Here is a 20421-nt window from a genome sequence, read left to right on the forward strand (position 1 = left end):
TACTGAAGGGAAGAACCCATGCGTGCGTTCACCCGCCGCCCCCGCTCGGACGACGGCTCGACGACCGTCGAATACGCGATCGTCACCGTGGCCGTCGCGGCGTTCGCGGCCGTCCTCTACACACTGCTCACCGGAGACTCGGTGGTCTCGTGGCTGACGAACCTGGTCATGAAGGCCCTGACGGTGCCATCGTGACCCGCCGCGACGAAGGCGCGGTGACGGTCGAAGCGGCCCTCGGCCTGGCCGGCCTGACGGTGACGACAGTGCTGCTGGTAGCGGCCCTGACGGCGTTGACGAGCCAACTGCGCTGCACGGACGCCGCCCGCGAGGCGGCAAGGCTCCTCTCGAGAGGCCAACCCGAGCGAGCGGCCGCGGCCGTCCACCAGATCGCCCCAGCGGGCGCGAACCTGGCGATCGAGCAAGCAGGCGACGCGATCACGGTGAAGGTGACGGCCCAACCAGCCGGCAACCTGCTCCCGGCACTCCACCTGAACGCGACGGCCTACGCGGTGGCCGAGCCGGGCACCAGGACCACAGATGACTGACCACCGCCAGGACAGCGGAGCGGCCACCATTTGGTCGGCACTGGCCGTGGCGGCGTTGACGAGCGTGGCCACCCTCGGCATCTGGCTCGGAGCCGCGACGATCGCCCGCCACCGAGCAGAGACAGCAGCTGACCTGGGCGCCCTGGCAGCGGCCTCTCACGCGGCGGAGGGGCCGACGCAGGCCTGCGAACGCGCCAGGTGGGTCACCGACCGGATGGGTGTGAAGCTCCTGACGTGCCGCTGGCAACGCCTGGACGCCCTGATCGAGGTCGAGTCCCCAACAGGAGCCCTCGCCGGCCTACCCGCCCCGGCAGCCCGAGCCCGCGCCGGTCCCACAGGCCAACCACCGTGACCCAGCCCGTCCGAGCGGGTCCGGTCCCACCGACTGACCGCGGTGACCGGCCTGCGCTGGTCCCGCAGGTCAACCACCGTGACCCAGCCTGATCGAGGCGCGTACCGGTCCCACCGGTTGGCCGCGGTGACCGGCCTGCGCTGGCCCCGCAGGTCAAACACCGTGACCCAGCCTGATCGAGGCGCGTACCGGTCCCACCGCTTGGCCGCGGTGACCGGCCTGCGCTGGCCTGCGCCGGTCCCCCAGACCAACCACCGAGCGGGTACCGGTCCCAGCGACTGGCCGCCGGTGACCAGCCTGCGCCGGTCCGCCGGGTGGCCACCGCGACCCGGGCTTGGCCGCTCGAGGCCGTGCCGGTCGCGCCGGCCAGCCACCGTGACCGGCCTGCTCGCGTGAGGTGCGCGCCGGTCCCGTCGGCTGGTCGCCGCGGCGTGGCCGCTCGAGGTCCGCCGGCTGGCCTGGTGGCCAGCGGCTGGCCGACCGCCGCCGCCCCTCCCGCGGCGCACCGCGCGACGGCCGGCCGGACGAGCCGCTCATCGTCACTGGCCGCCGTTGCCGTTCGTCCGCGCCGACCGGTCGGTATGCGGCGATGACCGGCTGTTCCGCCGGACCTCACGATGAGCGGCCCATCGTCACGGGCAGCGGTCGTTGATGCACGGTGAGCGGTCGAACACCCCGCTCACCTGGGCCGAACAGCTGCGCCGCAGCCGCCGCACGCCTGCTCCAGGGCCGTCCTGTCCTGGGGATTCGTACGACGAACGGTCCGCAACCGGTCGCCGTTCGCCGTCCATCCGTGCCGTCGGGTTCGGTCGGGCCGTACGGATCACCGGGCGTTCATCGCCCCGTAACCACCGGTTGTCGCGCGGGGGTTCCGGGCAATGTGCAACTTGCCGTTAAGTGAGATGTGCGACACCACGGCAGGGTTTAAGCGGGTCGCGGAGAACCGGAACCTCTAAGGCAGGAAGACAATGTTGGACGCGAATTGGCCGGACAGCTGGCGCGGCGCCTTCCGCATCGAACTGCGGGCGGAGGCGATCGGACTCGCTTGGCGTGGCTGGCCGGTGCTCCCGGGCGTCAACCCCGCTCCGCTCACCGAGGGCGACGACCTCACCTGGCGCCGTCCGGTGCCGGCGAGTGACGCCTGGCGCGAGCAGATCGGCACCCACGCCCACGACGTCGCCACCTGGTTCTCCGACCGCACCCACAGCCTCCTCGTCGCGACCGGCACCGTGCTCGACGCCATCGAGGTCGACGACGAACTCGGCAAGCGCGCCTGCCGCCTGCTCCGTGCCCTCGGCCACCCGGCGCCGATCATCGCGCTGCCGAACGGCCGCTGGCTCTTCCTGACCACCGTCGCCGACCGCGTGCCGGCCGAGCTGGCCACCCGCGCCGCCATCCAGTGGCACGGCAAGGACAGCTACATCCCGCTGCCGCCGTCGCCGTTCCAGCACGGTGTCGTGCACTGGCGCGTCAAGCCCGAGGTCTGCGGCTGGCAGCTGCCGGACGCCGCCGAGGTGCACGACGTGCTCGTCCGTGCGCTGGCCGGTGTCGAAGCCCCGCAGCTGGTCCAGACCACCGCGGCCTGAACCACCGCGGCCTGAGCCCATCCGAACCACCGCCCGCGGCCGGTCCCAGCCCGGCCGCGGCGGAGCAGGACACAACTCCATGAACCACCAGTGGCCGTTCTAGTTCCCGTGTTGACGCAATGCCCCGAGCACGGTTTCCAGAACAGCCATCGCACCCGCCTTGTCCAGCGGATCGTTGCCGTTCCCGCACTTCGGCGACTGAACGCAGGACGGGCATCCCGTCGGGCACTCGCAGGAGACGATCGCCTCCCGCGTAGCGACCAGCCACGGGACAATCGCGGCATAACCGCGTTCGGCGAATCCCGCACCCCCGGGATGGCCGTCATGCACGAACACCGTCGCCTCCCCGGTGTCTTCGTGCCACGCGGTACTCACCCCGCCGATGTCCCATCGGTCGCACGTAGCGAACAGCGGTAGCAGGCCGATCGCCGCGTGCTCGGCGGCATGCAGGGCACCGGGGACCCGTGCCGGAACCAATCCGGCACTCCCCGGTGCCCTGCCACCCTCGTGAGCGGGCCCCCGACCGCTTGCCAGGGTTTCCTCCCCGGTCCCCACCGGCCCCGCAGATTCGGTCCCCACCCGATGGCCCCCGGTCCCCGCCTCGCCATCGGCCGAAGAGCCGCCGAGCAGCTCGGCGGAAACCGTGTACCAGACCGCCCGCGTGCGCAGGCTCTGCTCCGGCAGGTCGAGCGGCGTGTGGTCCAGTACCTCCCCGGACGGCCGGCGTCGCAGGTACCCGACGACCTGCGACGTCACGGCCACCTCGCCGAGGCAGACGCTCACCCCGCCGAAGTCCTGCTTCTCCTGGGTGCTCAGCACCGAGATGTCCACGACTTCGCGCGGTGTCGTCGTCCAGTCGGGGTTTTCCGCGTGCACCAGCGCCAGCCCGGTCTCCAGGTCCAGTTCGTCGACGACATACGACGACCCCTGGTGCAGGTACACCGCGCCGGGGTGGACGGCGAAACACGCCGAGCCCGGGTCGACCGTCCCCAGCATCCGGCCGGAGTCCGATTCGACGACCGCGATCTGTTCGCCGCCCGTCCCGCGGATCCCGACCTCGGCGTGCGGCCGGTCCCGCGAAGTCCAGTACCAGCCGCTCGACCGGCGCCGCAACAGCTTCTGCTCCGCCAGTTCGGTCAGCACCTCCAGCGCCGCCGCGCCGCCGAACACCTCGAGCTCGGAAAGCGTCAGCGGCAACTCGGCCACGGCGCACGCGAGCTGCGGCGCCAGCACGTACGGGTTCGCTGGGTCGAGCACCGCCGTCTCCACCGGCCGCTCGAGCAGCGCCGCCGGGTGGTGCACCAGGTACGTGTCGAGCGGGTCGTCCCGCGCGACGAACACCACCAGCGCGGAATCACCGGAGCGGCCCGCGCGCCCGGCCTGCTGCCAGAACGAAGCGAGCGTGCCCGGGTAGCCGGCCAGCACGACCGCGTCCAGTCCCGCGATGTCGACGCCCAGCTCCAGCGCGTTCGTCGTCGCGACGCCCAGCAACCGTCCCGACAGCAACGCGGCCTCGAGTGCGCGCCGCTCCTCCGGGAGGTAGCCGGACCGGTACGCCGCAACGGTTTCCGCCAACGCCGGGTCCACTTCGGACAGAATGCGACGCGCGCCCAGCGCGGCCAGCTCCGCGCCCCGCCGCGAGCGGATGAACGCCAGCGACCGCGCCCCTTCGACGACGAGGTCGGCGAGGATCCGCGACGTCTCCGCGCCGGCCGAACGCCGGACCGGTGCGCCGTTTTCCCCGGTCAGCTCCTCCAGCAACGGCGGCTCCCACAGCACCACCGTGCGGGAACCGCGCGGAGAAGCGTCGTCCGTCACGGCGACACACGGCACCCCCGTCAACCTTGAGGCGAACGAAGCAGGCGAAGCCGTTGTCGCCGAAGCGAGCACGAACACCGGCGAAGCGCCGTAGTGCTCGGCCACCCGCCGCAGCCGGCGCAGCAACAAGGCCACGTGCGAGCCGAACACACCGCGGTAGCTGTGGCACTCGTCGACCACCACGCAGTTGAGCCGCCGGAAGAACGACGCCCACCGCCCGTGCGCCGAGAGGATGCCGCGGTGCAGCATGTCCGGGTTCGTGAACACCCAGTTCGCGTGCGCGCGCACCCAGTCGCGCTCGGCCATCGGGGTGTCCCCGTCGAACGCCGCCGCCCGCACGCCGGGAATGTCCAAAGAGGACACCGACCGCAGCTGGTCGGCGCCCAGCGCCTTGGTCGGCGACAGGTAGAGCGCGTTCGCCTTCTCGCCCGCGGCCAGCCGCGACAGCACCGGCAGCTGGTAGGCCAGCGACTTGCCCGACGCCGTGCCGGTCGAAACCACGACGTGCCGACCCTCGTACGCGTGCGAAGCCGCCTCGGCTTGGTGCGCCCAAGGGGCCGAGACACCGCAGTCACGCAGCGCAGCGACGACCGCCGGATCCACCCACGACGGCCACTCTGCGTAACCCGCTTCGCGGCCCGGCAAGTCCGCGACGTGGGTGACCGGGTCCTCGCGCGAAGGGATGCCGGCGGTCACCCGCCCCAGCAGCCGCCGCCCTCGTGAGTCGTCCACCAGGCGAGCTTGGCACAGGGGTCCGACAGTTCTCGCATCCCCAACTGCGCCAACGGATCGGCGAAAGGGTGATCGATCAAGTGAGGAGGCTCACAAGGTAACGGAATGTGCCGTCACCGGGACGGCGTGAAGACGCTGGTTGCGATACCAATACACTCCCGCAATCCACACCCTCTGTGGTGAGCGTCATGTGAGACGTGCATTGCGTCCCGGCTAGCGTGTCGCTCGGTACAGGGTCCATGCCAGCGCCGGCCGTGTCGAACCCTCGGCTTGCCGTCGACGCTGGCGATCGGCGACGTCTCCTGGAGGACGAATGTCACGGCAGTTCCTCGCGGAGGGCGGTTCCATCACGCTCTCCGGAGCTGGCTACACGATTGTCGGTGTAGTCGCCGTGGTCGCGCTTGCCGCACTCGTCATCGGCTACGTCCTGCTCAAGGAGGTGCTGGCCGCAGGCCAGGGCACCGCCAAGATGCAGGACATCGCCAAGGCGGTGCAGGAAGGCGCGGCCGCTTACCTCAAGCGGCAGCGGAACACCCTCGCGATTTTCGGCGTGATCGTGTTCCTCCTGCTCTTCGCACTTCCCGCCGACGACTGGAACGAGAAGATCGGTCGTTCGATCTTCTTCCTGGTCGGTGCGGCGTTCTCGTTCGCGATCGGTTACCTCGGCATGTGGCTGGCCACGCAGGCGAACCTGCGCGTGGCCGCCGCGTCGCGCGAGGAAGGCGGCCGCGAGATCGCGATGCGCGTGGCCTTCCGCACCGGTGGCGTGGTCGGCATGATCACCGTCGGCCTCGGCCTGTTCGGTGCCGCGGTCGTCGTGCTGGTCTACACCGGTCAGGCGCCGAAGGTCCTGGAGGGCTTCGGTTTCGGCGCCGCGTTGATCGCGATGTTCATGCGTGTCGGCGGCGGCATCTTCACCAAGGCTGCCGACGTCGGCGCGGACCTGGTCGGCAAGGTCGAGCAGGGCATCCCGGAGGACGACCCGCGCAACGCCGCGACCATCGCGGACAACGTGGGCGACAACGTCGGTGACTGCGCGGGTATGGCCGCGGACCTCTTCGAGTCCTACGCCGTCATGCTCGTCGCCGCGCTGATCCTGGGCAGCACCGCCTTCGGCGTGCACGGCCTGATCTTCCCGCTGATCGTCCCGGCCATCGGTGTCATCACCGCCGTCATCGGTGTCTACATCACCAAGGCGCGCGCCGGCGAAGGCGGTCTGGTCACGATCAACCGCTCGTTCTACATCTCCGCGGTCATCTCCGCCGTCCTGTCGGCGATCGCGGCGTTCGTGTACCTGCCGAGCAGGTTCTCCGACTTCGGCGCGGGCTTCGAGAAGACTGCGGGCAACCCCGCGGTCATCGCGACCGTCGCGGTGATCATCGGCATCGTGCTCGCCGCGATCATCCTGAAGCTCACCGGCTACTACACCGGCACCGAGTACAAGCCGGTCAAGGACGTCGCGCAGACGTCGGAGACCGGTGGCGCGACGGTGATCCTGTCGGGCATCTCGGTCGGCTTCGAGTCCGCTGTGTACACCGCGTTGGTGATCGGCGCGGCAGTGTTCGGCGCATACCTGGTAGGCGGCGGTGTCGCGCTGTTCGCCGTGGCGCTGGCCGGTACCGGTCTGCTGACCACCGTCGGCGTCATCGTCGCGATGGACACGTTCGGCCCGGTTTCGGACAACGCGCAGGGCATCGCCGAGATGTCGGGCGACGTCGACGAGAAGGCCGCGCAGATCCTCACCGAGCTGGACGCGGTGGGCAACACCACCAAGGCCATCACCAAGGGCATCGCGATCGCGACGGCGGTCCTCGCGGCGACCGCGCTCTTCGGTTCTTACTCGGACGCGATCACCAAGGCCATCGGCGACGGCGCCGACTTCGTCGCCAACATCGTCGGTCCGGCGACCCTGGTCGGCGTGATCATCGGCGCGGCCGTGGTGTTCATGTTCTCGGGTCTCGCCGTCAACGCGGTCTCCCGCGCGGCCGGCGCGGTGGTCTACGAAGTCCGCCGCCAGTTCCGCGACATCCCGGGCATCATGGAGGGCACCACCCGCCCCGAGTACGGCAAGGTTGTCGACATCGTCACGCGCGACTCGCTGCGTGAGCTGACGACGCCGGGTCTGCTGGCGGTCTTCGCCCCGATCGCGGTCGGCTTCGGCCTGGGCACCGGCGCGCTCGCCGGGTACCTGGCCGGCGCGATCGCCTGCGGCACCCTGATGGCGATCTTCCTCGCCAACTCCGGTGGCGCGTGGGACAACGCGAAGAAGCTCGTCGAGGACGGCAACCACGGTGGCAAGGGCTCGTCCGCGCACGAGGCCACCATCATCGGTGACACCGTCGGTGACCCGTTCAAGGACACCGCCGGCCCGGCGATCAACCCGCTGATCAAGGTCATGAACCTGGTCTCGGTCCTGATCGCGCCCGCCGTCGTCCAGTTCTCGATCGGTCCGGACGAGAACGCCGCGGTCCGCATCATCATCTCGCTCGTCGCGGTCGCCGTGATCGTGGCGGCGATCGTGGTCTCGAAGCGCCGGGGAACGGTTCTTTCCGACACCCCGACGGAAATCAAGGCCTGACACGCACTCGTTCCCGGGCCCGGCACGCAGCGTCGCGTGCCGGGCCCGGGGCGTGTCGGGACATCCCACACAGGCTCGGCGACTTGCGAAGCGGCACCGAGTCGGTACCGTCGGCCCTTCCGGGACGTCGTCGAGCAGGAGGTGCACAGGTGCGGCCGCGGTCAACCGTTTTCGCCGCCCTACTGTGCCGTTGGTCATCAATCCGACGGCAGCCACGGCGGAAGACCATTGCGCCGTGCAGATCGGCCGCGGACCGTGTCCGCCTGCTTTCGGCCGGATTGCTGACCGCGACGATCACGATCGGCCTCGCCGGGTGCGGGCAAGCCGCCACGCAGTCCCCGGCGCGGGACCAGGGTCTGTCCGTGACGACCGTGGTGCCGCAGGCCGATCCGGCGGCGAGCTGGGCGGAGGGCTACTGCGCCGCGGTGACCCACCTGGTCCGCGCGCTGGCGGAGTTGCCCACCGTCGACCCGAGCACGCCGCAGCAGGCGTCCCGGACGTCCAGCGACCTGCTCTCGTCTGTGGTCGGCGGGCTGAACCAGAGCCTGGCCGGGCTGAACGCGCTCGGCGCGCCCCCGGTGCCGTCGGGAGACGGCGGCCGCGCGGACGTCATCGGGCAGTTCACCGAGATCCGCGCACAGGCCGAGCAGGCGCGTCAGCGCATCGACGCCGTCCGCGGCGACGCCACGGCGACGAAGGCCGCCTTGGGCGAAGCCAGGGCGACGCTCGACCGCATCGACGCGCTCGACTACCTCAAGGGCCTCAAGGACGCCCCGGCGTTGACGGCGGCGGAGCAGCGCGCCCCGTCCTGCCGCCAGCTGGATCAGCCGCCTGGCTGAAGATCGCGCCGAGGTCTGCCGTTAATCGAACTTGTGTTCTAGTATGGCGCGGTGGATCGGACGATCTCGCTCTTCTCCGCCGAGGCCAGCGGGCCGGGCCTGGGCGACCTGGCCGGCCTGTTGTGCTGCCACGGCCAGATCACCGGCTTCGGGCGCACCGCCGCCCGGCTGTCCGTGGTCGTCGAGGAGCCGTGGCGAGCGCACATCCTGGCGCGCGAGTTCCGCTGCCGCGGCGCGGACGCGCAGGTCTCCAAGGCCGACTGCGGCCGTCCGCAGGTGCGCACGTCGTTCCGGGTCGACCTGCTCCCGCTGGCGTTGCGGTGGCTGCGTGAGGGCTGCGCGGGGCCGGTCGAGGACGACTCGGGCAAGGCGGTGCCGGACGGCTTCCGGCTGAGCGGCGCGATGCTGCGGATGTGGGCGCTGGCCAGTGGCCGCCCCGGTACGCAGGGCTACCTGCTGGGTGTCGACCCGCTCGCGCCGACCATGCACGAGCGGCTGGTCGAGGCGCTGACGCCGTTGGGGGTCGCGGCGAAGCTGACCGGCCCGAAGGCCGAGGTCCCGGCCGTCAAGGTCACCGGGAAACGCCGTTTGGAGGCGCTGCTGGAACTGATCGGGGAGCCGCCGCCGGGCGCCGAAGCGGCGTGGCCGGGCGCGGAGCCGCTGCCGGTCCCGCACCCGGAGGCCGCGACGAGCACGGCCTGACCGGGTGCGGGAGCAGCGTCAGGGCCGGGGCAGCGTGCAGCCGGCCTGGGTGAGGGCGATTTCGTTGGCCGGGGTCAGGCAGGCGGGGATGCCGTAGGTCTCCTGGCCGTAGTTCGTCTTGTAGTGCACGGTGACGTTGCCGGCCTGGTCGACCTCGCACGGGTTGTTGTCCGTGCAGCGCGCGCCGTCCTCGTTGCCGGTGTTGTTCACGCCGATGACCTTGCCGCCGGAGACGATCGGCGAGCCCGATGTGCCGCCGATGGTCTGGCAGGCGGAGGTGTAGCGGATCGAGTCCTTCCAGGTCCAGCTGCCCTCCTTCAGCCGGTAGACGAACCCGTCGACGTTGCAGGAGTAGATGCGCTTCCAGTAGCCGGAGACGACGTCGATCGCCGCGCCCGCCGACGGGTGGGCGTTGGACAGTTCGAGCGGCGAGATCCCGTAGCTGGACTTGATCTGCGCGTAGGTCGTGGTGAGCTGGTAGAGCGACACGTCGGTGTCGGTCATCGTGCCGTAGACGATCTTCTTGGCGCGCAGCGTCGCGGTGTTGCCGCCACTGGCGTTGAGTAGCGTGAACGTCCGGCTGGACGAGCGGTTGGTGATGACCTGCCCGGGAGCCGGGAAGCCGGTCTCGAGGCAGTGGCCGTTGGACATGACGAGCGCGGGTGCGGTGTCCGGCGTCGCCGCCGGCTTCACCACCGAGCCCGAGCAGTTGGAGAGGGCTACCGTGCCGGCGAAGTTCGCCGCGGCCGCGCTCGCCGGAGTGGTCCCCAGTAATACTGTGGCGGTCGCGGCGGTGAGCAGGGCGCCGAGGAGGCGTCGGGTCATGGCGGATCCTTTCGGCTGAGCGGGGAAACCAGTGAAGCGGTCACGTCCCCGCGCCCACCACCGTCGAACGGAGGGTATCCGCACGGTCACGCGCTAGGCTGCGCGGGACGTGGCCGAAATCACGTGGCAGGTACGTTGGGGAAACATCGCCGAGGTCAGCGGCGATGCGCTGGACACGGGAACGGCGGCGTGTTGGGTCACCTCCGCGCCGTCCGGCCCGGGAGAGCGTGCACACTGGCAGGTCGAGACGCGGGCCCGACGCCCCAGGGCAGGGCCTGGTCCCGATCGCGGGACGAGATGAGCGGAGAGCAGGACAGCGTGGCAGGAGCACGGACGAAGAAGAACGGAGCCTCGGCGGACAACGGCGCCGGGCACCGGCGGCTGGTCATCGTCGAGTCGCCGACGAAGGCCCGCAAGATCGCCCCCTACCTGGGCGGCGGTTACGTCGTCGAGTCCTCCGTCGGGCACATCCGCGACCTGCCGCGGGGCGCTGCCGACGTCCCCGCCCAGTACAAGGGTGAGTCCTGGGCACGCCTCGGCGTCGACGTCGACAACGACTTCAAGGCCCTCTACGTGGTGACTCCGGACAAGAAGTCCAAGGTCACCGAGCTCAAGAGCCTGCTCAAGGACGTCGACGAGCTCTACCTCGCGACGGACCCCGACCGCGAGGGCGAAGCCATCGCGTGGCACCTGCTCGAGACGCTGAAGCCGAAGGTCCCGGTCCGCCGGATGGTCTTCCACGAGGTCACCGAGCAGGCCATCCTCGCGGCCGCCGACTCGACCCGTGAGCTGGACGCCGACCTCGTCGACGCCCAGGAGACCCGCCGCATCCTCGACCGCCTGTACGGCTACGAGGTCTCGCCGGTGCTGTGGAAGAAGGTCATGCCGAAGCTTTCGGCGGGCCGCGTGCAGTCCGTGGCGACCCGGATCGTGGTCGAGCGGGAGCGTGAGCGGATGCGCTTCACCTCGGCGTCCTACTGGGACATCTCGGCGACCATGGACGCCGGAGAGGAAGCTTCGCCGCGGAACTTCGCGGCCCGGCTCGTCGCCGTCGACGGCGCGCGCCTGGCCACCGGCCGCGACTTCGGCTCGGACGGGCAGCTCAAGGCGTCGAACAACGAGGTCCGCGTGCTGGTCGAGGCCGACGCGCGGCGTCTGGCCGAAGCGCTGAAGCAGCGTGACTTCAAGGTCTCGAGCGTCGAAGAGAAGCCGTACACGCGGAAGCCGTACGCGCCGTTCATGACCTCGACGCTGCAGCAGGAGGCGGGCCGCAAGATGCGGTTCACCTCGGAGCGCACCATGCGGATCGCGCAGAAGCTGTACGAGAACGGTTACATCACTTATATGCGTACCGACTCCACGACGTTGTCGGAGTCGGCGATCTCGGCCGCGCGCAGCCAGGCCACGCAGCTGTACGGCAAGGAGTACGTCTCGCCGTCGCCGCGCCAGTACACGCGCAAGGTCAAGAACGCGCAGGAAGCGCACGAGGCGATCCGGCCGTCGGGGGAGGTCTTCCGCACGCCGGGCCAGGTCGCGAGCGAGCTGGACACCGACGAGTACCGCCTTTACGAGATGATCTGGCAGCGCACGATCGCGTCGCAGATGGCGGACGCCAAGGGCACCACGATGTCCGTGCGCATCGTCGGCAACGCGACCTCGGGCGAGGAGTGCACCTTCGCGGCTTCGGGCCGCACGATCACGTTCGCGGGCTTCCTGAAGGCGTACGTCGAGGCGGTGGACACCGAGACCGGTGGCGAGGCCGACGACAAGCAGAGCCGCCTGCCGGTGCTGGAGAAGGACCAGGCGCTCACCGCGTCGGACCTGAACCCGGACGGCCACACCACCTCGCCGCCGGCGCGGTACTCGGAGCCGAGCCTGGTCAGCAAGCTGGAAGAGCTGGGCATCGGCCGCCCGTCGACGTACGCGTCGATCATCAAGACCATCCAGGACCGCGGCTACGTCTGGAAGAAGGGCTCCGCGCTCGTCCCGTCGTGGGTCGCGTTCGCCGTGATCGGCCTGATGGAACGGCACTTCGAGCGGCTGGTCGACTACGACTTCACCGCCGGCATGGAGGACGAGCTCGACCGCATCGCGTCGGGCAACGAGCAGCGCGCGCAGTGGCTGTCGAAGTTCTACTTCGGCGGCGACATGGGCGTCGACGGCTCGATCGGCCGCCTGGGCGGGCTGAAGAAGCTGGTCGAGGGCAGCGTCGAGGACATCGACGCGCGGGAGATCAACTCGATCCCGCTGTTCAGCGACGAGAACGGGCACACCGTCGTGGTCCGCGTCGGCCGCTACGGGCCGTACCTGGAGCGCGAGGTCGACGGCAACTCGCAGCGCGCGAACCTGCCCGAGGACCTGCCGCCGGACGAGCTCTCGCGGGAGATCGCGGAGAAGCTGTTCGCGACGCCGCAGGAGGGGCGTTCGCTGGGCACCGACCCGGTGAGCGGCCACGAGATCGTCGCCAAGGAAGGCCGCTTCGGGCCGTACGTCACCGAGCTGCTGCCGGAAGTGGAGATCCCCGAGGACGCCACGGCCGCGCAGAAGAAGGCCGCGAAGGCGAAGGCGCCGAAGCCGCGCACGGGCTCGCTGTTCAAGTCGATGGACATCGAGACCATCGACCTGGACGACGCGCTGAAGCTGCTCTCGCTGCCGCGCGTGGTCGGCAAGGACCCGGAGTCCGGCGAGGAGATCACGGCGCAGAACGGGCGCTACGGGCCGTACCTGAAGAAGGGCACGGACTCGCGGTCGCTCTCGACCGAGGACCAGCTGTTCTCGATCACCGTCGAAGAAGCGCTGAAGATCTACTCGGAGCCGAAGCAGCGTGGCCGGTCGGCGACCGCGAAGCCGCCGCTCAAGGAGCTCGGCGAAGACCCGGTGTCGAAGAAGCCGATGGTGGTCAAGGACGGCCGGTTCGGCCCGTACGTGACCGACGGCGAGTACAACGCGACCCTGCGGAAGGGCGACGAGATCGAGTCGCTGACCGCGGAACGCGCGTCCGAGCTGCTGGCCGAGAAGCGGGCGAAGGGGCCTGCGCCGAAGCGGAAGGCGCCCGCGCGGAAGCCGGCCTCGACCACGGCGAAGACGGTCAAGGCGGGCACGACCAAGAAGGCCACCGCGGCCAAGCGGTCCACCGCGACGAAGACGAAGTAGCACCTCAGGAGCCGTGAAGGCCTCCTCGTCGGCCGTTGTGCCCGGTGAGGGGGCCTTCACGGCGTTCGGCCACACTTTCGGGTGACACCTCGAACGGATGTTCGGGAAATTGTCGGTGGTCCCGGGTTTGCTGGACGCGTGACCACAACACCACGCACCGTGCACACGGTGCTCGCCAAGATCCTCAAGCCCGTCCGCGCCGCGGCCGCGGGCAGTCCCTCCGCGCTGGACCTGCACGACTCGCTCCCCGGCTTCGCCGGTGACGGCGTCTGCGGCGTGGCCGTCGCGTTGTTCGACGAGCCGTGGACGTCGGCCTTCTTCGACGACGGCACGCGGTTCGGCGTCGCCGGTGACGGGCTGCGGCGGTCCGGGCCGTCGTCCGGCTCGATCGCCGAGCTCCTCGGCCTGGCCTTCGCGCGGTTGCCGGTGCGGCCGCCGGTGCCGGGCCGGGGCCTGTACCTGGACGCCGACGAGCGCGGGGTGCTGGAGCCCGAGCAGGAGTGCCTGGTCTTCGACCTGCTGGAGGACCTCCGAAGACCTCGGCTCGGCACGGTCCAGGTGGACATCGCCCGCGGTTCGCGGCGGCCGTGGGAGGCGGTGGCGTTCGTCGACGACGACCGCGGCCGGCGCCTGGCGGTCCTGGGCCGGCGCCGGGGCGGTGGCCGCCGGCTCTGGTGGCTGCCGGGGAGCGTCGACGGCCTGGCCGAGGTCGTCGAAGGGCGGGTGCCGGCGCATGCCTGAGCCGCTCGCCGACCGCTCGCCGACCGATGTCACCCGGTCGAACACCTGTGCGAGAAATTGTCGGTGCCAGGGTGTTCAATCAAGGGGTGAACAAGTCAGTCGCCGTCTTCGACGTCATCGACGAGGTCATCGCCCCGCTGTCGGCCGAGGTGCCGCGGCGGCCGTCGGTGATGGAGTTCTACGACCCCGAGTTCGAGATCCCGCCGGTGCTCGCGGACACCGGACCGCTCCCGGGCCGTCGTCCCTCGCCGCCGTTGAGCCTGGCCGACGAGGTGGAGCAGTACACCCGGTTCGTCGCCGGGATGGCCGCGATCGGTCTCGCCCCGGGCGGCGAGGTCACGGCCGAGGCGGTCGGGCTGTACCGGGCGCTGCGCGGTGGCTTCATCCGCGGCGTGGTCACCGGGGTCTTCCCGGCCCGTGACGAGCCGTGGGAGGTCCGGTTCTTCGGCGACGAGGACTACACCACGGTGCTGCACAAACTGGGCAACCGCGCGCGGCTGCGGTCGGGCTTCCTCAGTGAGCTGCCGGGCTGGGTGTTCGACGGCCTGCCGGACCGGCCGCCGGGGCCGGGGCGGGCCGTGCGGATCGAGACGGACGAGCGCGGCCTGATCCCGGGCGGCTGCGAGCGGGCGGTCGAGCTGATCCGCGAGTGCGCGGCCCGCCCGCGGCTGGGCACGGTGCTGGTGGACCTGGCGGTCCGCAACGCGATCCTGGCGGAATACCCGCACGGAGCGTTCGGGCTGGTCGACAACGACCTCGGCCGTTACCAGTTCAGCGCGGCGGTGGATCGCACCGGCCGCTGGACGGTGACGTGGGGTCCAGCGTCGAGGAGCACCGCCGAGCAGTGGATCGTCGAGGCGGTCCAGAGCCATGCGTGAGCCCGCGGCGAACCCGCCGGCCCGCGGGGAGGCGCTCGAGCCGGCGCTCATGGGCCTCACGGTCCGTGACGCGATCCTGGCGGCGGCCGAGCTGATCAGCGACGTTCCGATCCCTCGTAGCGGAACTGCCGGCGACGAGACCGAAGACGAGACGGAAAAGGAGGTGCAGGGCCATGGTTGAGCGCACGGCGGCGCGCGAGCTGCTGGAGCTCGCCGCCGGGCCGGTGCTGGCGGCGATGCCGGACCGGGAGCCCGTCGACCGGCTCTACAACCCGGACGTCAGCGACCACGAAATCCTCGTCCACGGCCCGGTGTCCGACGACCCCGCGGACCTGATCGACGAGGTCGAACGCCACATGTCCTGGGCGGCCTGGATCGACGGCACGCCCTTCGGGGAGGAAGGGGAGCTCAACGAACTCGGCTTCGAGGTCGTCTCGCTGATGCTGCGCGGTTCGGTGCGGGCGGCGCTGTGCGGCGTCTTCGACGAGGGGCCCGAGATCGCGGACATCCGGTGCTACGCCGACGGCGAGCGGGCGTTCATGATGGGCTCGCTGCCGGGCCGGACGGCGATCCACCTCGCCGACTTCGAAGAGCTGCCGGAGATGCTCATCGCGGAGCTGCCGGAGGTCCCGTTCGGGGCCTCGCCGCGGGCGATCTGGCTGTCGGTGGACGCCGACGGCCTGGTCCACGACGGCCAGGACGCCGACCTCTGGGCGATGCGGGAGCTGCTGGCCCGGCCGCGCTCGGGCACGGCGGTGCTCGACATGCTCGCCTTCGGCGGGCTGTGCGCGGAGTTCCCCGACCACGGTTTCGTCCTCGTCGACACCGACCTGGGCCGCTTCGCGCTGGCGGCCCTGGATCGGGGCGACGGGCGGCGCCAGCTCGTCCTGAGCCCGTTCAGCCGCGGGATGCTCCGCGACTGGTGCCGGAAGATGATCGACCTCGGACAGGAGGAGGTGCCCTGACCGGTACTCCATCCGGGCACGATCGCCGTCCGCGAAACTGGCCATCTTGACACCCAAGGTGTGGCCTGTTCCGCGGGGCCGTTTCAGGGCCTGTGTGATCGGGCTCACTACGATCTGTCACCAACGGCGGTCGACCGGGCCACCGGCGGGCTGGACACTGCAGGGGGTTCGGGTGCGGGCTTGCGCTGCGTGACCGACCCTCCACAGCAGACAGAGCCATTGGGCGGATGCGTTATCCGCCATCGTCGCTACCCTGGAAAGGCGAGGACATTCAGTAGTGAGGTGGTCACCATGAGCGCGAACGGTGAGGCTCCCTTCTTCAATGCCCCCGAGCTCACTCAGCGCGACGGCACTCTGTCCCAAGCACCAGGCGAGACGTTCGCGGACCCGGTCTCCGGACTGGTCACCGCGGCGCCGGAGCCGCGCGCCGCGGCTCCGAACGGCCACGAGCCCGCCGCCTTCCCGGTGGCCGGGCCGGTGCAACCCGACGAAGAGGTCGTGCGCCGGATGGTCGAGGAGACACTCCGCGAGGAGGGCGAAATCGGGGCCAGGGCCCCGGAGGCGATCCCGCCGGCGGGCACCTTGGCGGCGAACGGGGACACCCCGCCGCTCGGGGTGCTGCCACGGCAGCGGAACCGGCAGCGGACGTGGCCGACCAGGCCGCCGCAGCTGCTCCGCCCCGTGCGGCAGGAGGCGCTGCCGGACGAAGACCTCGACGACGTCGACGTCGTGCCGGTCAAGCGGCGAAAGCTGCCGAAGATGCCGGCGGTGTCGATGCCGGCGTTCAACCGGCCGTCGTCGAGCGCGGCGGGCGTGATGCTCGCCGTGGCGTTGCTGATCGTGTTCGGTTTCGTCGCCATCGAGATGGTCTCCAGCCTGGTCAGCAGCGTGACCGGACTGTTCGACTAGCGTTCGCTCGCTGTTCCCCACCCCACTGGCACCTCGGGGTCGTCCGCGAGGCAAGGGCCGATCGGGCTACCCTGGCTTCACGGTCGGGCGACCCCACCAGGGCGTCCGGCACCGCGGTGACTAGTGGGGTGGGCGTATCAGCGAGGGCTTGCGATCGGTGCCCGGGTCCGGCCCGGGTGCGTCGTCGGGTGCCGAGGCGTCCACGATCAACCGGGTCCGGCGGGTACTGGCGATCAAACCGTTCCGGCGGCTGTGGGGCGTCACGTACCTGTGCAGCGTGGCCGACTGGCTGAACATCCTCGCCCTCACCGGCCTGGCCACGAAGCTGACGGACAACTACTTCGCCCAGAACTTCGCGTTCGTCGGCGTGGTGCTGACCGGACTGGCGCCGGGGCTGCTGTTCGCCCCGATCGGCGGCCTGCTCGCGGACCGGTTCGACCGCCGCAAGGTGATGGTGGTCGCCGACCTGCTGCGGTGCGGTTTCCTGCTGTCCATCGCGATCGTCAGCGCGCCCTGGTGGCTGCTCGCCGGGAACTTCCTCGTCGGCTGCGCGTCGAGCATGTGGATCCCCTCGAAAGAGGCCGCGGTCCCCAACCTGCTGCGCCGCCCCGACCAGGTCGAGACGGCCAACCAGCTCGGCATGGTGATGACCTACGGCCTCGCCGTCATCACCGCGGCCGGCGCCAACGCGGCCATCACCGGCGTCAACACGACGTTCCACCTGTTCCCCGGCGACCCGAGCCTCAACATCGCGAAGCTCGTCGTCATCATCACCGGCCTGCTCTACCTGGCCAGCGCGATCCTCATCGCCACCCGGATCCCCGAGCTTTCGCTGCGCAACGTCCACGAGCTGCCGGAGCAGAAGGTCAAGCCGGCCGACGAAGAGAAGTTCGGCATCGGCCAGATGATCGCCGACGGCTTCCGGTTCATCCGCAGCACGCCGCTCGTGCGCGGCCTGCTCGTCGGGGCCTTCGGCGCGTTCGCCGCCGGCGGGGCCGTGATCGGCTCGGCCAAGCCGTACTCCTCGAGCCTGCTGGCCGGCGACTCGGCGTTCAACCTGCTGGTGCTGGCCGTCTTCCTCGGCTTGGCCACCGGCATGGCCTTCGCGCCGAAGCTCGCCCGTCGCCTGGCGCACGACCGGCTGTTCGGCATCTCCATCATCGCCGCGGCGCTCTCGTTGCTGGTGGTGGCGCTGTCGCCGCACCTGGCGGTCGCGCTGATCGCCGTGTGTTCCGTCGGCGTCTGGGCCGGGACGGCGTTCCTCACCGGCGTCACGATCATCGGCTCGCGCGTCGAGGACGCCATCCGCGGCCGGATCAACGCCATCTACCAGCTGATGATGAAGCTGGTCCTGTTCGGCACCACGGTCACCGTGCCGGTGCTGGTCGGGCTCGTGCAGCGGCACACGGTCACCGTCTGGGGCAGCCCGCTCACCATCGACGGCACCCGCCCGGTCATGCTCGGCGGCGCCGCGATCGCGCTGGTCGCCGGCCTCTTCGCCTACCGGCAGATGGACGACAAGCGCACCGAGCCGATCCTGTCCGACCTGCGCAACGCGCTGCGCCGCACCCCGCGCCGCGTCAACGGCTTCCTCATCGCCGTCGAAGGCACCACCGCGATCAACACCGCGATCCAGGCCGTCAACCTGGCCGACTGGATGCGCGGCGGCACCCGCCCGGTCGTGGTCGCCGCCGACCCCGCGCTCGACGACCAGCGGCTCACCGCGCTGGTCTCCGGCGCCTCGCTGACCGGGGCGCGCGCCCAGGCGCTGGCCGCCGCCGCGGTGCGGGCCGACATCGTCGAGCGGCACGTCCAGCCGGCGCTGGACGCCGGTTCTGTGGTCGTGATGGAGCGGTTCGTCGACTCGCCGCTCGCGCACCTGTCCGCTGTCGCGGGCCTGGACAGCGACGAGCTCGAAGGCCTCGCCGACTGGGCGACCGGGCGGCTGCGCCCGGACCTCACCGTGCTGCTCGACTCCGCCCCGAACGGCGTCCCGCGCGACAAGTCGACCGCCATGAACGACCAGTGGCGCGTCCAGCACCTGCTCACCGAGATGGCCGCGGCCGACCCGGACCGGTACGTCGTGATCGACGCCGACGGCACCGACGCCGAGGTCGCCGAGCGCATCCGCACCGCGCTGCGCGCCGTGTTCGTCGGCCGCCTGTCCGCGCTCGCGCCGACGACCGAGAAGCCGGTGACGCTGCCGATGGACATCGACGAACCCCTGCCCGTCGAGACCCCGGAAGAGCCTCGCGTGGAGGCGAAGTGACGACGACCGAACGCATCGGTGTCTGGAACCAGGTGGTCGGCCAGGAAGCCGCGGTCGAAACGCTGACCGCGGCCGCTTCGGCCGCCGCGAAGATCGTCGCCGGCGAGCCCGCCCCGCCCGGGGCGATGACGCACGCGTGGCTGCTCACCGGTCCGCCCGGTTCCGGCCGTTCGGTGGCCGCGCGGACGTTCGCGGCGGCCCTGCAGTGCAGCACCGGTACCGGCTGTGACGCCTGCCCCGGCTGCCACACGACGATGGCGGGCACGCACGCCGACGTCCGGCTCGTGGTGCCGGAAGGCCTGTCGATCTCGGTCGCCGAGATGCGGTCGCTGGTCCAGGCCGCCGCGCGCCGCCCGACCACCGGCAAGTGGCAGGTCGTCGTCATCGAGGACGCCGACCGGCTCACCGAAGGCGCGTCGAACGCCCTGCTGAAGGCCGTCGAGGAGCCGCCGGACCGCACGGTCTTCCTACTCTGCGCGCCGTCCGACCACCCCGAGGACGTCTCGGTGACGATCCGCTCGCGCTGCCGCCTGGTGACGCTGCGGACGCCGCCGCCGGAGGCGATCGCCGACGTCCTGGTGCGCCGCGACCACGTCGACCCGGAGCGGGCGCACTGGGCGGCTTCGGTCTGCGGCGGGCACGTCGGCCGCGCGCGCCGGCTCGCCACCGACGAGGCCGCGCGGCAGCGCCGGGCCACCGTGCTGCGGATCCCGCTGGGCCTGCGCCGGCCCAGTGACGTCTTCACCTGCGCCGACCAGCTGATCAGCGCGGCCGAGGCGGACGCGGGCGAGGCGAGCAAGTCCCGCGACGAGGACGAACGCAACGAACTGCGTACGGCGATGGGCGGCGACGGCATCGGCAAGGGCGTTGCCGGGGCCAAGCGGGCCGCCGAAGCCGCGGTCAAGCAGCTCGAGAAGAAGCAGAAGTCCCGCGCCACCCGGACCCAGCGCGACACGCTCGACCTGGCACTGGTCGACCTCGTCGGCTTCTACCGCGACGTCCTGGTGACGGTGACCCGCTCCGGCGTCACGCTCAACCACCCGGACCACGCCGACCAGATCCGCGAAGCGGCTTCGTCGTGGACGCCGGAATCGACGCTCCGCCGGCTCGAAGCGGTGCTGGAGTGCCGCGAGGCGATCGACCTGAACGTCAAGCCGCGCATCGCCGTCGAGGCGATGGTCACGACGCTTCGCCAGGGCTGAGTAGCTGCGCTGCGGCGAATTGTGAACCCCGGGTCAGTAAGCCTGATGACGACAGTCACCGACTTCGCCTAACATGTCCGCCTCGAGCTGCACCTGAACAGCGATTATCCCCGGGGTAGTGACGTCGAGCGGTCGTGAATACCATCCGCCAGGCGGTTCACAGATTTTGTGTACTCGAAGTACTTGCAACCGGGGAGGCGTCGCGCTAGTCTTCAGTGGCGACCAAAGGATAAGCAAGACGTTGAAGGCCGCGGCGACTCCACGGCAGATAAAGCGATGCCCCGGGTGGCATGCCGAAGCAGAGGCGAACCCGGGGCGTACCAGCTG

Annotated in this window: 17 protein-coding genes; 15 read left to right on the plus strand and 2 right to left on the minus strand. The window is 70.8% G+C overall.

What is annotated here, in order from left to right; all coding sequences use genetic code 11:
- The first annotated feature begins 18 nt into the window (after positions 1–18).
- The 4 genes from MUY14_RS39705 to MUY14_RS39720 all read left to right on the plus strand — a co-directional run bounded on the left by MUY14_RS39705 (position 19) and on the right by MUY14_RS39720 (position 2483).
- Positions 19–195, plus strand: a complete 177-nt coding sequence (locus MUY14_RS39705) for a DUF4244 domain-containing protein (RefSeq protein WP_247017353.1) — start codon at positions 19–21, stop codon at positions 193–195.
- Positions 196–215: 20 nt separating this feature from the next.
- The gene (locus MUY14_RS39710) at positions 216–545 is read left to right on the plus strand and encodes a TadE family type IV pilus minor pilin (protein WP_247025468.1); all 330 of its coding nucleotides are present in this window, start codon (positions 216–218) and stop codon (positions 543–545) included.
- Complete coding sequence (locus tag MUY14_RS39715) at positions 538–897, plus strand: Rv3654c family TadE-like protein (protein ID WP_247017355.1); 360 nt, start codon at positions 538–540, stop codon at positions 895–897. Before MUY14_RS39710 ends, MUY14_RS39715 begins: the two co-directional genes overlap by 8 nt.
- A 968-nt stretch (positions 898–1865) precedes the next feature.
- A complete protein-coding gene (locus MUY14_RS39720; protein ID WP_247017357.1) occupies positions 1866–2483 on the plus strand; it encodes a bifunctional DNA primase/polymerase in 618 nt (205 codons plus the stop codon).
- A gap of 99 nt (positions 2484–2582) precedes the next feature.
- Here MUY14_RS39720 and MUY14_RS39725 read toward each other — a convergent pair whose 3' ends face one another.
- On the minus strand, positions 2583–4997 hold the full coding sequence (locus tag MUY14_RS39725; protein ID WP_247025469.1) for a DEAD/DEAH box helicase: 2415 nt from the start codon (positions 4995–4997) through the stop codon (positions 2583–2585).
- Positions 4998–5346: 349 nt separating this feature from the next.
- Between MUY14_RS39725 and MUY14_RS39730 the strand changes: the two genes are divergently transcribed.
- The 3 genes from MUY14_RS39730 (at position 5347) to MUY14_RS39740 (ending at position 9152) form a co-directional block, all read left to right on the plus strand.
- The gene (locus MUY14_RS39730) at positions 5347–7611 is read left to right on the plus strand and encodes a sodium-translocating pyrophosphatase (RefSeq protein ID WP_247017359.1); all 2265 of its coding nucleotides are present in this window, start codon (positions 5347–5349) and stop codon (positions 7609–7611) included.
- Positions 7612–7973: 362 nt separating this feature from the next.
- Entirely contained in the window at positions 7974–8450 is a 477-nt protein-coding gene (locus MUY14_RS39735) for a hypothetical protein (RefSeq protein WP_247017361.1), read from the plus strand.
- 51 nt (positions 8451–8501) lie between these two features.
- Complete coding sequence (locus tag MUY14_RS39740) at positions 8502–9152, plus strand: hypothetical protein (RefSeq protein ID WP_247017363.1); 651 nt, start codon at positions 8502–8504, stop codon at positions 9150–9152.
- A gap of 18 nt (positions 9153–9170) precedes the next feature.
- Here the strand turns inward: MUY14_RS39740 and MUY14_RS39745 are convergent, their stop codons facing one another.
- Complete coding sequence (locus tag MUY14_RS39745; protein WP_247017365.1) at positions 9171–9977, minus strand: serine protease; 807 nt, start codon at positions 9975–9977, stop codon at positions 9171–9173.
- Between the two features lie 297 nt (positions 9978–10274).
- Here MUY14_RS39745 and topA point away from each other — a divergent pair, with 297 nt between their 5' ends.
- From topA to MUY14_RS39785, 8 genes are all read left to right on the plus strand, one after another.
- Entirely contained in the window at positions 10275–13130 is a 2856-nt protein-coding gene (topA, locus tag MUY14_RS39750) for a type I DNA topoisomerase (RefSeq protein WP_247017367.1), read from the plus strand.
- A gap of 138 nt (positions 13131–13268) precedes the next feature.
- A complete protein-coding gene (locus MUY14_RS39755; protein ID WP_247017369.1) occupies positions 13269–13871 on the plus strand; it encodes a hypothetical protein in 603 nt (200 codons plus the stop codon).
- A gap of 86 nt (positions 13872–13957) precedes the next feature.
- Entirely contained in the window at positions 13958–14749 is a 792-nt protein-coding gene (locus MUY14_RS39760) for an ESX secretion-associated protein EspG (protein WP_247017371.1), read from the plus strand.
- On the plus strand, positions 14742–14930 hold the full coding sequence (locus MUY14_RS39765; RefSeq protein WP_247017373.1) for a hypothetical protein: 189 nt from the start codon (positions 14742–14744) through the stop codon (positions 14928–14930). The genes MUY14_RS39760 and MUY14_RS39765 overlap by 8 nt, the downstream gene beginning before the upstream one ends.
- Positions 14923–15714 (plus strand): hypothetical protein, encoded by a 792-nt coding sequence (locus MUY14_RS39770; RefSeq protein ID WP_247017375.1) that lies wholly within the window; start codon positions 14923–14925, stop codon positions 15712–15714. Before MUY14_RS39765 ends, MUY14_RS39770 begins: the two co-directional genes overlap by 8 nt.
- A gap of 291 nt (positions 15715–16005) precedes the next feature.
- The gene (locus MUY14_RS39775; RefSeq protein WP_247017377.1) at positions 16006–16623 is read left to right on the plus strand and encodes a hypothetical protein; all 618 of its coding nucleotides are present in this window, start codon (positions 16006–16008) and stop codon (positions 16621–16623) included.
- A 148-nt stretch (positions 16624–16771) separates the two neighbouring features.
- A complete protein-coding gene (locus MUY14_RS39780) occupies positions 16772–18892 on the plus strand; it encodes a dTMP kinase (RefSeq protein WP_247017379.1) in 2121 nt (706 codons plus the stop codon).
- Complete coding sequence (locus tag MUY14_RS39785) at positions 18889–20094, plus strand: DNA polymerase III subunit delta' (protein WP_247017381.1); 1206 nt, start codon at positions 18889–18891, stop codon at positions 20092–20094. The genes MUY14_RS39780 and MUY14_RS39785 overlap by 4 nt, the downstream gene beginning before the upstream one ends.
- Positions 20095–20421 lie beyond the last annotated feature (327 nt).

Origin of the sequence: Amycolatopsis sp. FBCC-B4732 (genome assembly GCF_023008405.1) — a bacterium.
Classification (GTDB): domain Bacteria; phylum Actinomycetota; class Actinomycetes; order Mycobacteriales; family Pseudonocardiaceae; genus Amycolatopsis; species Amycolatopsis pretoriensis_A.